The organism is Actinocrinis sp., assembly GCF_035653575.1.
Taxonomy (GTDB): domain Bacteria; phylum Actinomycetota; class Actinomycetes; order Streptomycetales; family Catenulisporaceae; genus Actinocrinis.
In genome coordinates this window covers 1-13,601 of sequence record NZ_DASRBQ010000087.1, presented here as the reverse complement: position 1 = coordinate 13,601, position 13,601 = coordinate 1, and the positions used below count along the sequence as shown (strand labels likewise).

At 69.9% G+C, this 13,601-nt stretch carries 12 protein-coding genes; 4 read left to right on the top strand and 8 right to left on the bottom strand.

Going from position 1 to position 13,601, the window contains the following annotated elements; translation table 11 throughout:
• Positions 1–1,017, top strand: a 1,017-nt coding sequence (locus VFA06_RS12630) for a HAMP domain-containing sensor histidine kinase (protein WP_324840706.1), incomplete at its 5' end; no start/stop codon positions are given.
• A gap of 23 nt (positions 1,018–1,040) precedes the next feature.
• Here VFA06_RS12630 and VFA06_RS12625 read toward each other — a convergent pair.
• The 8 genes from VFA06_RS12625 to VFA06_RS12590 form a co-directional block, all read right to left on the bottom strand.
• Positions 1,041–1,727, bottom strand: coding sequence for an RraA family protein (locus VFA06_RS12625; protein WP_324840705.1), 687 nt, complete (start codon positions 1,725–1,727; stop codon positions 1,041–1,043).
• On the bottom strand, positions 1,724–3,877 hold the full coding sequence (locus tag VFA06_RS12620; RefSeq protein ID WP_324840704.1) for a hydantoinase/oxoprolinase family protein: 2,154 nt from the start codon (positions 3,875–3,877) through the stop codon (positions 1,724–1,726). Before VFA06_RS12620 ends, VFA06_RS12625 begins: the two co-directional genes overlap by 4 nt.
• A complete protein-coding gene (locus tag VFA06_RS12615; RefSeq protein ID WP_324840703.1) occupies positions 3,874–5,556 on the bottom strand; it encodes a hydantoinase B/oxoprolinase family protein in 1,683 nt (560 codons plus the stop codon). The genes VFA06_RS12620 and VFA06_RS12615 overlap by 4 nt, the downstream gene beginning before the upstream one ends.
• Positions 5,553–5,876 (bottom strand): DUF4387 domain-containing protein, encoded by a 324-nt coding sequence (locus VFA06_RS12610; protein WP_324840702.1) that lies wholly within the window; start codon positions 5,874–5,876, stop codon positions 5,553–5,555. The genes VFA06_RS12615 and VFA06_RS12610 overlap by 4 nt, the downstream gene beginning before the upstream one ends.
• Positions 5,869–7,215, bottom strand: a complete 1,347-nt coding sequence (locus VFA06_RS12605) for an acyclic terpene utilization AtuA family protein (RefSeq protein ID WP_349260165.1) — start codon at positions 7,213–7,215, stop codon at positions 5,869–5,871. Before VFA06_RS12605 ends, VFA06_RS12610 begins: the two co-directional genes overlap by 8 nt.
• 114 nt (positions 7,216–7,329) lie before the next feature.
• Positions 7,330–8,382, bottom strand: coding sequence for an ABC transporter ATP-binding protein (locus tag VFA06_RS12600; protein ID WP_324840700.1), 1,053 nt, complete (start codon positions 8,380–8,382; stop codon positions 7,330–7,332).
• Positions 8,375–10,102 carry an iron ABC transporter permease gene (locus VFA06_RS12595; protein WP_324840699.1) on the bottom strand — a complete coding sequence of 576 codons (1,728 nt, stop codon included), beginning with the start codon at positions 10,100–10,102 and terminating at the stop codon, positions 8,375–8,377. The genes VFA06_RS12600 and VFA06_RS12595 overlap by 8 nt, the downstream gene beginning before the upstream one ends.
• 5 nt (positions 10,103–10,107) lie before the next feature.
• Complete coding sequence (locus VFA06_RS12590; protein ID WP_324840698.1) at positions 10,108–11,229, bottom strand: ABC transporter substrate-binding protein; 1,122 nt, start codon at positions 11,227–11,229, stop codon at positions 10,108–10,110.
• A 191-nt stretch (positions 11,230–11,420) separates the two neighbouring features.
• On the opposite strand from VFA06_RS12590, the gene VFA06_RS12585 reads away from it, so the two are divergent.
• From VFA06_RS12585 to VFA06_RS12575, 3 genes are all read left to right on the top strand, one after another.
• On the top strand, positions 11,421–12,149 hold the full coding sequence (locus VFA06_RS12585) for a GntR family transcriptional regulator (RefSeq protein WP_324840697.1): 729 nt from the start codon (positions 11,421–11,423) through the stop codon (positions 12,147–12,149).
• Positions 12,146–13,129: a D-glycerate dehydrogenase gene (locus VFA06_RS12580; protein ID WP_324840696.1), complete on the top strand. Its 984-nt coding sequence runs from the start codon at positions 12,146–12,148 to the stop codon at positions 13,127–13,129. Before VFA06_RS12585 ends, VFA06_RS12580 begins: the two co-directional genes overlap by 4 nt.
• A gap of 41 nt (positions 13,130–13,170) precedes the next feature.
• A partial coding sequence (locus VFA06_RS12575; protein WP_324840695.1) for a DedA family protein occupies positions 13,171–13,601 on the top strand: 431 nt, incomplete at its 3' end.

Sequence of the window (13,601 nt, the reverse complement as noted above, 5' to 3'; positions counted from 1 at the left end):
CGCGTGGCCGGCACACACGCTGTCGTCGACGGCCACGCGGTCACGGTCATCACGTGGACGAGCAGTGACGCGCTCAGCCAGATCAACGAGACCTTCGGCCGCCTGCTCCTGGTGGGCGTGCCCGGGATTCTGCTGCTGGCCTGCGCCACGGTGTGGCTCGTGGTGGGCCGGGCGTTGCGGCCGGTCGAGCGGATCCGCCGAACCGTCACTGAAATCAGCGCCGTCGATCTCTCCCGGCGCGTGCCCGAGCCCGCCACCCGGGACGAGATCGGCGAACTGGCCCGCACGATGAACGGGATGCTCGCCCGGTTGGAGGATTCGGCCGCGCGGCAGCGCCGGTTTGTCGCAGACGCCTCACATGAGTTGCGCACCCCCCTCGCAGCCGTCCGCACGGCGCTGGAGGTCGGGCTCGCTCATCCGGATCGTGCTCCGTGGACGCAGATCGCGGAACGCGCCGTACGCCAGTCCACGCGGCTCGAAACCCTGGTGCAAGATCTGCTCCTGCTCGCCCGCAGCGACGACCGGCAGCTGGTGCACCGCCGCAGCCCGGTCTCTATCACAGCGCTCGTACAGGATGTGCGGGCGGCCAGTCCCGCGCCACGGGTACCGGTCGAGTTCCGCGAGGCCGCGGACACTGCCGAGAAAGCAGGCGTGGATGCGCGTGTGCTCGGCGACCAGGAGCAGTTGGAGCGAATGGTGCGCAACGTCCTGGACAACGCGATCCGCCATGCCCGACATCGCGTCGAGTTGTCCATCGACGACTCGGCACCGGAGACGGTCCGCATCGAGGTCGCCGACGACGGTCCCGGAATCCCGGTCGAGGAACGCGGGCGCGTCTTCCACCGCTTCGTGCGCCTCGACGCCAGCCGCGAGCGCGGTAGCGGCACGAGCGGTCTCGGCCTAGCCATCGCGAAGGAGATCGCCACCGCGCACGACGGGAGCATCACGATCGGCGAAGCCCCCGGCGGCGGCGCACTGGTGCGCATCACCCTTCCGCGCGCGGCCGAAGCCGAGTGAGTCGAGTGAGTATGGCCGCTGCGTCAGTGCCGGACGCGACGCAGTTCGAGCAGCTTGGGGACGCTGAACTCGGCAGACTTCGACCAGCCCACGACGTTCTGCTCGTCCTCGCGGATCAGTTCCGCCTTCTCGAAGATGCCGGGCAGCGCCTCGGCGGGGATCTGCAGCACGCCGTGCTCGTCGCCGTGCACGACGTCGCCGTGCTCGACACGCATCCCGGCCACGGTCACCGGCGCGCCGATCTCGACCAGCCGCATGTAGGAGCGTGCGACGCACAGCCCCGCGGCGTGGACGGCGAACGGCAGCTCGCGCAGTGTGTCGACGTCGCGGACCCTGCCGTTGGTGACCACGCCCTGGATGCCGAGCGCCGCGAGCAGGCTGCCGTTGACCTCGCCGAGGAAAGCCCCCGCGCCTGCGGGTCGGTCGCTGTCTTCGAGCACGACGACGACAGGGCCGTCCATCTCGCTGATCGCCTTGTGCAACTGCGAGACCGGGATCGCGTCGTTGCCCGGGTGACGCGCGACCATGCGCGCCGTCACGGCGCGACCGACCATGGCGGGGCCGGGGCCGGCGGTGACGCGCTGGATCGAGCCGTCGGTGTAGCCAGCGTTGAACGAGCGCAGCCGGAGCGCGTCTAGGGCATTGCTGAGCGCGGGTGTGTCCCAGTCGGCGAGCGCCTTGATGCTTTCGAGGTCCGGAGGGGTGGTCACGTCTCGGCTCCCTCGCTCGCCGAGTGCGCGTAGGCGTAGTCGATGTCGATGATCAGGTTGTGGTGGGCATCGATGGTGGCGGTGGCGTCGGGCCCGATGGCGCATGAGGTTTCGTGCTCTTCGAAGACTGCCGGCCCGCGCACGCTCGACCCGGGCTCGAGTGCGGGCCGGTCGTAGACGGTGGCTTCGCACACGCCGACGCCGGGCAGCTGGATGGCTCGGCGACCGCGTACGGGGTTCGGGGTCGGGTTGGGGTTCGCGTCGCCGCCGTGCTGTGCCGAAGCGGAGCGGACCAGGGACGGACGCGGGGTCGGCAGGCTGGAGGTGAGTCGCCAGTTGGTCACCTCGAGCGTGCCCTCGGGAAGTTCGCGGCCGAAGACGGCGACGTAGTCGGCGGTGAACCTGCGGCGCAGTTCCTCGACGCAGGAGTCCGACAGCGGCCCGTCGGGCAGCGCGACGGTGATCTCAAAGCCCTGTCCGAGGTAGCGCATGTCGGCGGACCGCGCGTGCCGGATCTGCGCGGTGTCCGGTCCCATCCGGCGCAGCAGCGCGGCGGCGTGCGACTCCATGTCCTGATAAAGTTCCCGGACGCGGGCCCAGTCCGCGGCGGGGAGCGTCGTCGCGTAGCCGCGCACGTCTTCGACGGCCGGATCGGCGACCAGGAAGCCGAAGGCCGACAGGACACCCGCGCCCATCGGCACCATCACGCGCGGAACCTTGAGGCTCCTGGCCAGGGCGTAGGCGTGCACGGGGCCTGCACCGCCGAATGCCATCAGGGTGTACGCGCGCGGATCGCGGCCCTTTTCCGACAGGTGCATCCGAGTCGCGGCGGCCATGTTCTCCGTGACGATCTGAAGGGTGCCCGCGGCGGCGCGCCCCGCGTCGATGCCCAGGCGCGCGGCGAGTTCTTCGAAGGCTTCGCGCACCTGAGGCAGCGTCAAAGTCAGCTCGCCGCCGAGGAAGTGGTCTGGGTCGAGGTGGCCGGTCAGCAGGTCCGCGTCGGTGACGGTCGGCCGGGCGCCGCCACGGCCGTAAGCGACCGGCCCCGGCACCGAGCCGGCGCTGCGCGGGCCGACCTTGAGCAGCGCGAACTCGTCGGCAGCGGCGATCGAGCCGCCTCCCGCGCCGATCTCGATCATGTCGATGACGGCGGTTTTCAGCGGCAGTCCGGAGCCCGGCTTGAACCGGTCGACCCGCCCGGCCTCGAACTCGTGGGTGACGTGCGGCAGCCCGCCCTCGATGAGGCTCATCTTCGCGGTGGTGCCGCCCATGTCGAAGGCGATCACTCGGTCCTCGCCGGCCTGCTCGGCCAGATGCGCGGCAGCGACGGCGCCGGCGGCGGGACCGGATTCGAGCAGCGCGACCGGGACGGCCTTGGCCTGCGCGAGAGTGGTCAGCCCGCCGCTGGAAAGCATCAGGCTGAGCGTTCCGGTGAAGCCGAGCGCGGCCAGGTCCTTCTCGAGCCGGTCGAGGTAGGCGCCGACGACCGGTTGGACGTAGGCGTTGACGCAAGCGGTGTTGGTGCGCTCATACTCGCCGATCTCAGGCGCCACGTCGGCGGAAAGGCTGATCGGGAGCTCCGGATAGAGCGAGCGGACCAGTTCGCGCGCACGGCGTTCGTGCGAGGGGTTGGCATAGGAATGCAGGAACGCGATGGCGAGGGCTTGCGCACCGTGGCCGTCGACGAGTTCCTGCGCCGCCTTGAGTACTGCGGGCTCGTTGAGCGGGATGAGTTCGTTCGCGTCGGCTGTGATGCGCTCTGGCACGCCGATCCGCACGTGGCGTGGTACGAGGACGGGAGCGGGCCGGGCGTAGAGGTCGGCCGCGTCGTGGCGGATCTCGCGGCCCATTTCGAGGACGTCGCGGAAGCCTTCCGTGGTGATCAGGCCGACCTTGGCGCCAGTGCGTTCGAGGACGGTGTTGGTGATCAGGGTGGTGCCATGCACGATCCGTGCGATCTGGTCGATCCGCATGCCGGAGGCTTCCAGCAGGCGCCGGATGCCGTCGATGATCGCGCGGCTCGGGTCCTCGGGTGTGGTCAGCAGCTTCGCGGTGTGGGTTCTGGCGTGTTCGGCGTCGTGCATGACGAAGTCGGTGAAGGTGCCACCGACGTCGATGCCGATCGTGCAGGAGGAGGCGGCCTCGGTCATGCGGTGCCAGTCCCGTCGTGAGCGTCATATGCGTCGGTGGTGGTGATCAGTCCGGCGAGCAGGTCTGCGGCGACGGCGGCGCGATCCCGGTCCGCCGGAGGGCCGTAGCCGCCACCGCCGGCGAAGGAGATGGTGATCGCGGAGCCGCGGGCGAGTGCGGAGACTGACTTGAGTGGGGGCGTGGTCCCGTCCTCGTATCGGGCGTGTGCGAGGGCGCCGGGAAGCCCACCGGCGATGCCGAGCGCGGGGTGCTGCGAGCGATCGCCGAGGAGGGCGACCCGGATCGGGCGCGTGCCGAGGTTGCAGACCTCTACGTCCTGGCCGAGGCCGCCGCGACGGGTGCCTGGGCCGCCGGAGTCAGGTCGCAGCTCTTTGCGACGGAACAGCAGTGGTGCGGTAGCTTCGAGGGCTTCGATGCTGCCGCTGCCCGAGTTGGTGGGGAACGCGGTGGTCGACAAGCCGTCCGCGTCGGCGCAGGCGCCCATTCCGGCGCTGGCGAACAGGATCGCCGCGAACGGCGCACCCAGCTCGTCGCGGCCGGCGAACTGGACTCGCAGCGCTGGCGCGCCGCCGCTGTCAGCGATCACGCGTTCCGGCAGCACGTCGGCGAGCGCCTGGTAGATCGCGCAGCAGAGCAGATGGCCGGTCAGATGACGGGCGAGCACGGGAGCGGGGAAGACGGGATTGAGGATGCTGCCCTCGGGCGCGCTGACCGTGATCGCCCGGTATGAGCCGTGATTGCTGCGGGTGCCGCGGTCCAGGAGGAGTTTGAGCGGATAGACCGAATAAGCGGTCGTGTAGTTGAGCGTGCAGTTCGTCGCGTGCGCGACCTGCGGTGAGCTGCCGGAGTAGTCGACGGCGATGCGCTCGCCGTCGACCGTGACTGTGCACTCGATGTGCGTGGGCTGGCCTTCGACGCCGTCGGCGTCGAGCGAGGAGCGGTAAACGCCGTTGGGAATGGCGGCGATCGCCGCGCGGGTGGCGCGGTCGGACATCGCGTGTACGAGGTGGGACAGCTCCTCAAGGTCCGGCTCGCCGATGTCTTCGAGCAGTTCGATGGTTCGGCGTCGGCAGACCTCGTGCGCGGCCATCTGCGCCTCCAGATCGCCCCAGACCTGCACGGGCAGGCGTACGTTGGCCCGCAGCAGCGCGACGACGGCTTCGTCGCGCACACCGTCGCGGTACAGGTGGATCGGGGGAATGAACAGGCCCTCGGCGAGCAGTTCGGTGGCGTCGAGGGTCGGGGTGCCGCCGATGTCCGGGACGTGTGCGGCGCTGCCCGCGAAGCCGATCAGCGTGCCGCGGTGGAAGATCGGGCTCACCATGGCGATGTCCGGCAGGTGCCCGGTGGCGATCCACGGATCGTTGGTGATCACGATGTCGCCCTCGTGCCAGCTCTCCGCCGGGATGGTCTTGAGCAGGCGCTCGGTGAGCGTGCCGATCAGCGCGGCGAAGGCGGGGATGCCGGCCCTGGACTCGGCGACGGTGTGCCCGGCCGAGTTCATCAGGACCACGGTGTAGTCGTTGGATTCGCGGATGATGGTCGAGAACGCGGCGCGCAGCAGCGTGGCCGCGGCCTCGTCGGTGATCGCGGCCAGGCGGCTCCAGCGGATTTCGAGATCAACCGGGTCCAGGTTCACTGCGTCGCGGTTCACTGCATCGGTGGTCGCCTCGCTCATCGGCGGGCTCCTCCCGGTACGCGCAGCGCGGCGAGCGGGACGTGGTGCTGGCCCGCGTGCACATCGCGGTCGTGCAGACTGGCCTGGGCGATCGGTCGGGGCATGGAGACCTTCACCACGTTCAGCTCCGGCATCCGGAAGATCTGCAGCGTGTCGGGCTCGACGTGGTAGAGCGCTGCGATGCTCTCCGGGGTGATCAGCTCATCGGCGGCACGGTAGCCGTCGGCGTCGGCCATGAACGCCTCGAGAGTCATCCAGAACGGGCCGGCGTTCTTGGCGCGCACTTCCAGCGCGAGGTCCGCGAGCGTGGGGTCAGGCACCTGTTGCCTCCGGCAGGTCATTGTCGATGCGGATGCGGAACAGCTCCACGGGGTCGTCGACCTCGACGACGTGATTGAGGACGAACGCATAGCCCGGCCCGCGCTCTATGTGCGCGGGCGAGAATGCGAAGGCGAAGCTGGGCAGGTAAGCCATGTCGGGCAGCGGCAGGTGCAGCAGCAGCGGATTGGCGATCTTGGAAATGGCGGTCGCCAGTTCCTGCGTGGACGCGGACACCAACAGCATCACGCCGACTTCGCGCGGCGGCGCGGTAGCGGTCTCGAGCTCGTCGAGGATCGCATTGTGGCCGTAGAGGCGCAGGTCGGCGTCCCACGCGTCCTCAGCGAGCCCGAGCACGCTGTGCACGCGGTCGGCGAGAATCTTGCGTAGCAGACTCGCCCACTCGTCAACCGAGGCGAGAACGTGCGGGTCGCGGATGCCGACAAAGGACATCGTCCCGTACCCGGTGAGCGCGGCCCCTTCGAGCTTGATCGTGTGCTGCTGCGCGAATTCGAAGCGCGAGCCCTCGACCCGGACCGTGCGAGCGTCCACGGCGGTGTACCGGGCATCGGCGACTTGGAGGGTGCCGGCAGGCTCGCGCATGGTGAACGGGTTCACGGTCTCATACAGCATGTGCGCGGCGACGGAGTTCGGGGTGCAGGCGGCGTTCGGGTCCAGCGGCTCGACGGTGAATCCGCCCTCGTCGATGCGCGCGAGCACGCCGCCGGCGCGCGGATCCGTGGTGCACTGGCCGCCACACTCGACGATCTTCGCGGCGTGCCAGGTCGGCCCGGGCGGCATACCGCGCATGAGCGGCACCGCGGCGGCCAACGCCGTGTCGGTGGCGCGGCCGGCCAGCACCACCTGCGCGCCCGCCTCGAGTGCGAGGGCAATCGGCTCGTGACCCATCATGCCGACGATGTGCGAGCATCCGGTGAGGGTGGCGGCGTCGAGCGCGGTGCGCGGCTCGAGCGGCTGGATGCGCCCGGCACGGAGCAGCGGCACGAGGTCCTCGGCGCGCTGCTCGCTGTAGATCTCGGCGATTGGGAGGTCGAGGGCGTCTTCGGCGCAGATCTCCCGGACGATGCCGGAGACCCAGTCCACACCGCTGTCGGTGCCGCTGGTGCCGCAGGACCCGACGATGAGCGGAATGCTGGCGCGGTGAGCGGCGGAGAGCAGGATGCGCAGGTCCCGGCGAACCGCGGCATCCGCCGTCTTCGCCTCCCCGGCGCCGAGGTAGTAGGGGCCTGAGTCGGTCGAGCCGCCGTCCACGGCGATCACGTCGGCGCCGAGTGCGAGGCCTCGCTCGACGGTGGCCGGGTCGAAGCCGGCGCCGAGCATGCCGGTCGGTACGAGTACGCTCACCGCGCGCCGCACGGACGAGGGGGCTGACGATGCGGACACCATGTCTCTCCTGGCTGGTCTAAGTCTCCTGGCTGGCCTGGCGGATTCGGTTCAGTCGACGAACACCGCGGCGCCGGGTGGTATGCGGAGGCGCGCCGGGCCGCTGGCGATTCGATGCGGCGCGTGCGCCTCGATGCGGTATTCGCCGATCCGCACCAGATAGCGGTAGTGGTCGCCGAGGAAGGCGGCTTCCAGGACGCTCGCCTCGACGCCGTCCGCATCGGGGCCAAGCAATTCGACGGCGTGCGGCCGAACCGCGGCGGTGGCCTCGGGGCCGGGATGGGCGCCGGCGACGACGATGCCCTCAGGGAACGCGGGGGTGCGCAACAGGCTTGTTCCATCGGGGCCGGACTCGACGCGCCCGGTGAGGAAGTTGCACCGGCCGAGGAACTGCGCCACGAATCGGGCTCGCGGCTCGTGGTAGACCTCTTCGGCAGTGCCGTCGCGCAGCACGCGGCCGTTGTTCATGACCAGGACGCGGTCGCTCATCGCCAGCGCCTCGTCCCGGTCGTGCGTGACGAACACGGTGGTGAGCCCGAGCGAGAGCTGCAGGTGCTTGAGCCAGTCCCTGGCACGTTCGCGAAGCTTCGCGTCGAGGTTGGAGAACGGCTCGTCGAGCAGCAGCACCTTCGGCGAGTAGGCGATCGCCCGGGCGAGCGCGACGCGTTGCTGCTGCCCACCGGAGAGCTGGTGCGGATAGCGCCCACCGTGTGCGCCGAGTTCCACCAGATCCAGCACCTCCGCGACGCGTTCGCGGGCAGCGCGTTTGTCGACCTTGCGCAGCGAGAGCGGGAACGCGACGTTCTGCGCGACCGTCATGTGCGGCCACAGCGCGTAGGACTGGAACACGATGCCGAGGTTGCGCCGCTCCGCAGGCAGATCGATTCCCGCGCGGCGGTCGACGAACACCTCGTCGCCGACCGCGATCACGCCCTCGTCCGGGGTCTGGAAGCCGGCGATCGACATCAAGGTGGTGGTCTTCCCGCAGCCGGAGGGGCCGAGGAGGGTGACGAACTCCTTGTCGTGCACGGTGAACCCGATCCCGTCGAGCACTGTCGTGGTGCCGAAGGACTTGCGCAAGTTCAAGACCCTGATCTCAGGCATCAGCCACCGTCACTCTCCGGAGGGCGCGCGCGCCGAGACCCAATACAACGGCGACGAGGACGACCTGCAGCACGGCGAGCGCGGCGACCGGGCCCTGCACGCCGGTGCTCCAGTACTGGAGCATGGTCACGCCGAGGATCTCGGTGCCCGGCTTCTGCAGGAACACCACCGGGTCGTAGTCGCCGAGCAGCGTGATGAACATCAACACGAACGCGGCCAGCAGCGCCGGCCGCAGCAACGGCAGCAGCACGCGACGGGCAATGTGCCACCAGCCGGCGCCGGCCGCGCGCGCGGCGCGGTCGAGCTCCTCGCCGATCCGTGTCAGGCTCGGCTGGATCACCACGTAGGCGAGTGTCAGATTCCTGACGCACAGGGCGATGGCCTCGCCCCACAGGTTGTTGCGCACCAGCGCGCCCGGCGTGAACATCAGGTAGGTCCAGAAGAAGCCGATACCGAGGATTACCCCGGGCACCGCGCGCGGATAGATCAGCGCTGGGGCGATCAGCCGGCGCAGCGGGAACCGCGAGCGGTGTGCGATCAGCGCGGCCACCGCGACCAGGGCGACGCTCACCGCCCCGCCGCCTGCCGCGATCAGGAGGCTGTGGGTGATCGAGCGGCGCAGGGCCGGATCGGTGGCCACGGCGTGCCAGTTGTCCGAGGTCACCAGGTGCCAGGGTGCCACCAGGGTGGTCAGCACCCGGACGAAGGACATCAGGACCAGCCCGAGCAGCGGGATCAGGCACGTCACCGTCAGGAACGCCCCGACACAGGCTGAAGCCGGCCGGCGCCAGCGGCCCAGGTCGAGCGGCCGCCGGGCGCCGCCGCCGCGCGGACCGACGGCGACGAATCGCTGTTCGGCGCCCGAGAGGCGGGCGCGGACGACGAGCAGCAGGGAGACGACTACGAGCAGCAGCACCGCGCCGGCGCTCACGAACGGCGGATCCGGGGTGCCGCCCTGGTTCCAGGACCGATAGAGGTAGCTGGCGTAGAAATCGATGTTCGACGGGCCGCCAAGGAACAGCGGGATGCCGAGGATCTCCAGGCACAGCGCGAAGATCAAGATGCCGCAGTTGAGGATCGCCGGCCGCAGCATCGGGATCGTGATCCGGCGGACCACCGCGAGCAGTCCGGCCCCCGCGCTGCGCGCCGCGTCCTCGAGCGAGGCATCGGTGCCCGACAGCGACGCACGCACCGTCAGATACGCGACGGGCAGGGTGACGACCGTGCCGAACGCCGTCATGCCCGGGATCGAGGCGAGGTTCCACACCGGCAGGTGCAGGTTCCGGCTCAGCAGTTGGGTGAGGTAACCGCCCTGGCCGTAGATGGCCGTCCAGCCCACGATCAGCCCGAGCGGGGGGATGACGACCGGCGCCATCAGCAGCAGGCCGTACGCGCGCCGGCCCGGCATGTTCGTGCGCGTACACAAGATCGCCAGCAGTGTGCCTCCGGCCACCGCGAGCACCGTGGTGCCGACGGCGAACAGCAGCGTGTTCCGCACGGCCGTCCAGTACGCCGGATCGGCGAACAGCGTCCGGTAGCCACCCAGGCTGAATACCCCACCGGGCAGGTAGACCGGCTTGCTACGAAACGAGGAATACACCAGCGGGATGAACGGACCGGCGACGAGCCCGACGACCAGCACGCTCACCAACGCCTGGCCGAGCGCGGCGGGCGCGCGCGGCCGCCGGGCCGCCGCGGGGATCTCGAGCGTGGTAACCATCGCTGTCACCGCTTGAACGCCTGGTTCCACGAGGCGGTGATCGAGGCCTGCTGGTCGAGCACCGGCTGGTCGATCGGCACCAGGTAGGTCGACGCCGTCGGAACCTGCGTGGCGAGGGAGGTAAGCGAGGCGGTGCACCCGGTTGCCGGCTGGAAGCCGTTCATCGTCGCCTCGAACCCGCCGGCGCACAGGGCCTGCTGCCCGGCATCGGAGTACAGGAAGTCGAGGAACAGTTGCGCCGACGCGGGGCTAGCCGCCTTCGCGGTGACCGCGATGCCGCGTGGCACCAGGGGAGTGGCGTCCTGCATGAACACGTAGCCGGCGATGCCCTTGTACTGCTGCAGGGCGCCTTGCGCCAGCCCGGAGGTCATGTAGCCGAGCGACGCAGAGCCCTGAAGGACCTGGGTGAGCTGGTCGAGGCCCTCGTTGTAGGTCTTGGTCACCGGGGCCAGCGCGTCGAAGTAGCTCCAGGTCTTCTGCGCGCCGAGCAGGTGGATGAGGCCGTAGACGCCCGCGTAGTCGAGCGTGTTGCTGATCGGATACGACACCATCCGGTACTTCGCCGGATCGGCCTTCGCGTCGGCGGCCAGTTGCGCCCAGGTGTGCGGGACCTCGGACGGGGTGAGCAGCTTGGCGTTGTAGCCCAGCAGCATCGGCTCGGCGGACATGACATACACCCCGTGCCCCTGGTTCACCCAGGACGGGAACGCGCTCAGCCCGGCCGGTGTCACTGCGGCCGGCACCCCGTTCTGCTCCGCCTGCACCCACGACGCGGGGGCGCTGGCCACGAGAAGATCCGCGGTGCGCGCGCCCTGCGCAGCCTCCGCCTCGTACTTTGAGAAGATCGTGTTGTCCTCCAGCGTCGTCACCTGGACGGATATGTCCGGGTACTGCTTGTTGAACGCCGCGATAACCGGCTTGAAGTACTGATTCGGCACATTGGCGTACATGACCAGGCCCTTTTCGGACTTCGCCTGCTGAGCCAGCGTCGCGAGCGACGCGGGCCCGGAAGCGGCGGACGACGCCGTCGCGGAGGGTGCGGCACCGGTCGAGCACGCCCCCAGGGCGCCGCAAAGGAAGAAGAAGGCGAGGCCGCCGACCAGCGCGGTTTTGCCGAACGTGCGCATCGATCCTCCAAACTGCTATAGCAACGTTGCTATAGCATCTGCTGCGGCACGGTATTGGCTGTAGCAAATCGTGTCAAGATCTGGCCGTCGAGGTATAACTGCATTTCAGTAGCCATCCGTGCCGCTATGCACCTTGCCATAGCGAGTGGTACCGTTCCCTTCTCCACATGACCCGAGGGAAGGGGACGTCCATGAGCACCGCGCCGGACCTGCCGCCGCTCCAGCGCGCCCAGTCGCTAGCGAACCAGGCCTACCAGGCCATTCGCGAAGGCATCGCGACCGGGACGTTCGCGGCCGGCGAGCGGGTGACCGAACGCGGGCTGGCTGGACGGCTCAACGTCAGCGCGACGCCGGTCCGGGAGGCGCTGCGCCGGCTCGAGCAGGACGGGTTGATCGAGCGGGTCTCCGCCCGCGAACTGCGCGTCGTCGAACACTCGCCGGAATCGCTGCACGAGCTGCTGCTCACCGGCGCCGCGTTGCGCGCGCTCGAAGCGCGCTTCGCCACGCCCAAGCTGGACGAGGCAGCCCTCGACCGGATGGCGGCGATCGTCGATGCGCTCGGCGCAGAACCCACCCGTACCGTGGCCGAATACCTGCGCCTCGCCCGCGAATTCGACCGCGAGATCGAGCGGGCCGCGGACAATCCGACCCTGCGCGGCCTGATCCAGTCCGTCACGTTCCTGGGCCCCGAGCGCCGCGCCCGGTCCGTCGAGAGCATGCGCTTCCATCCGGACGTGGCGGCGCGGCGCATCCAGGGACACCGCGAGATCCTGGCGGCGTTGCACAGTCGCGACCCTGACGCCGTCGAGCAGACCTTCCGCCGGCACGCCGTCGCCGGCGTCGACCTGCTGCTCACCGACTCCGACGACGAGACCGTCGAGGGCGCCGCGGTACGCGGCCAGGGGAAGGCGAGCGCGTGAGCCCGGCCACTTCCCCCGCCCCCGGCTCAGTGCTGGTCACCCAGCCCATCCATCGCAGCGCGCTGACGAAACTCATCGACGCGGGATACGCCGTGACCGAACTGGCCAGCCCGGTCCCGCTGAGCGCCGAGAAGATCACCGAGCGTCTCGGCTCCGCGCAGGCTCTGGTGTGCCACCTGACCGACCGCGTGGACGAGCACGTACTTTCCCACCCCGGCCTGCGCGTTGTCGCCACCGTCTCCGCGGGCATGGACCACATCGATCTGGATGCCGCCGCCCGCCACGGTGTGCGTGTCGTCAACACCCCGGACGTGCTGACCGAGGCGACCGCTGACCTCGCCTTCGCCCTGCTGCTCGCGGTCGCCCGGCGCATCACCGAATCGGACGCGCTCGTGCGGGGCGGCGGCTTCCACGGCTGGCGGCTTATGGACGAGCTTATGGGCGTCGACCTGCATGGCAGCACCCTGGGCGTGGTCGGATTCGGCCGTATCGGCCAGGCCGTCGCCCACCGCGCCCGCCGCTTCGGCATGTCCGTCCTCTACCACGCACGCCGCCCCCGGCCCGAGCTGCCCGAGCACCTCGGGGCCCGGCACGTGCCGCTACCCGAACTGCTTGCGTCCAGCGACTTCGTGTCCTTGCACGCGCCGCTGACCGAAGCCACCCACCACCTCATCGACGCCGAGGCGCTCGCGCTGATGCGGCCGAACGCCTATCTGATCAACACCTCCCGCGGAGCGCTCGTCGACGAGGCGGCCCTGGCGCAGGCACTGACCGCCGGGACCATCGCGGGCGCGGGCCTCGACGTGTTCGAGAACGAGCCGCGCGTGCACCCAGGGTTGCTGGCACGCACCGAGCGCGTCGTGCTGACCGCCCACGCCGGCAGCGCCACCGCCCGCACTCGCGAACGCATGTCCCACTTGGCCGTCGACGGTCTCCTGCGCGCGCTCGACGAGCCGTCGGCCCAGCCCACGCAGCTGTAGCTGTAAGCGGGGTGAAAGGCGCCGCTTCCTAGCTTGGCCGCATGAGCCTGACACTGATCGACCACCTGCTCCAGACCTTCGGCTACCTAGCTGTCTTCGTCTTCATCGCGGCCGAGAGCCTCGGCATCCCGATGCCTGGTGAGACGGCACTGATCGCCGCGGCGCTCTACGCCGGCAGCACGCACCGGTTGAACATCGCGCTGATCGTGACCGTGGCCGCCGGCGCCGCCGTGATCGGCGACAACGTCGGCTACTTGCTCGGCAGGCATGGCGGTTTGCGGCTGGCGAGGCGGCACGGCCACCGCGTCGGGTTGACCCCACGCCGGCTTAAGGTCGGCCGCTACCTGTTCGACCGGCACGGCGGGAAGATCGTCTTCTACGGCAGATTCATCACCGGACTGCGCACCTACGCGGCATTCCTCGCCGGTCTGGTCCAGATGCGCCGGTCGAGATTCCTCGTCGCGAACGCCGC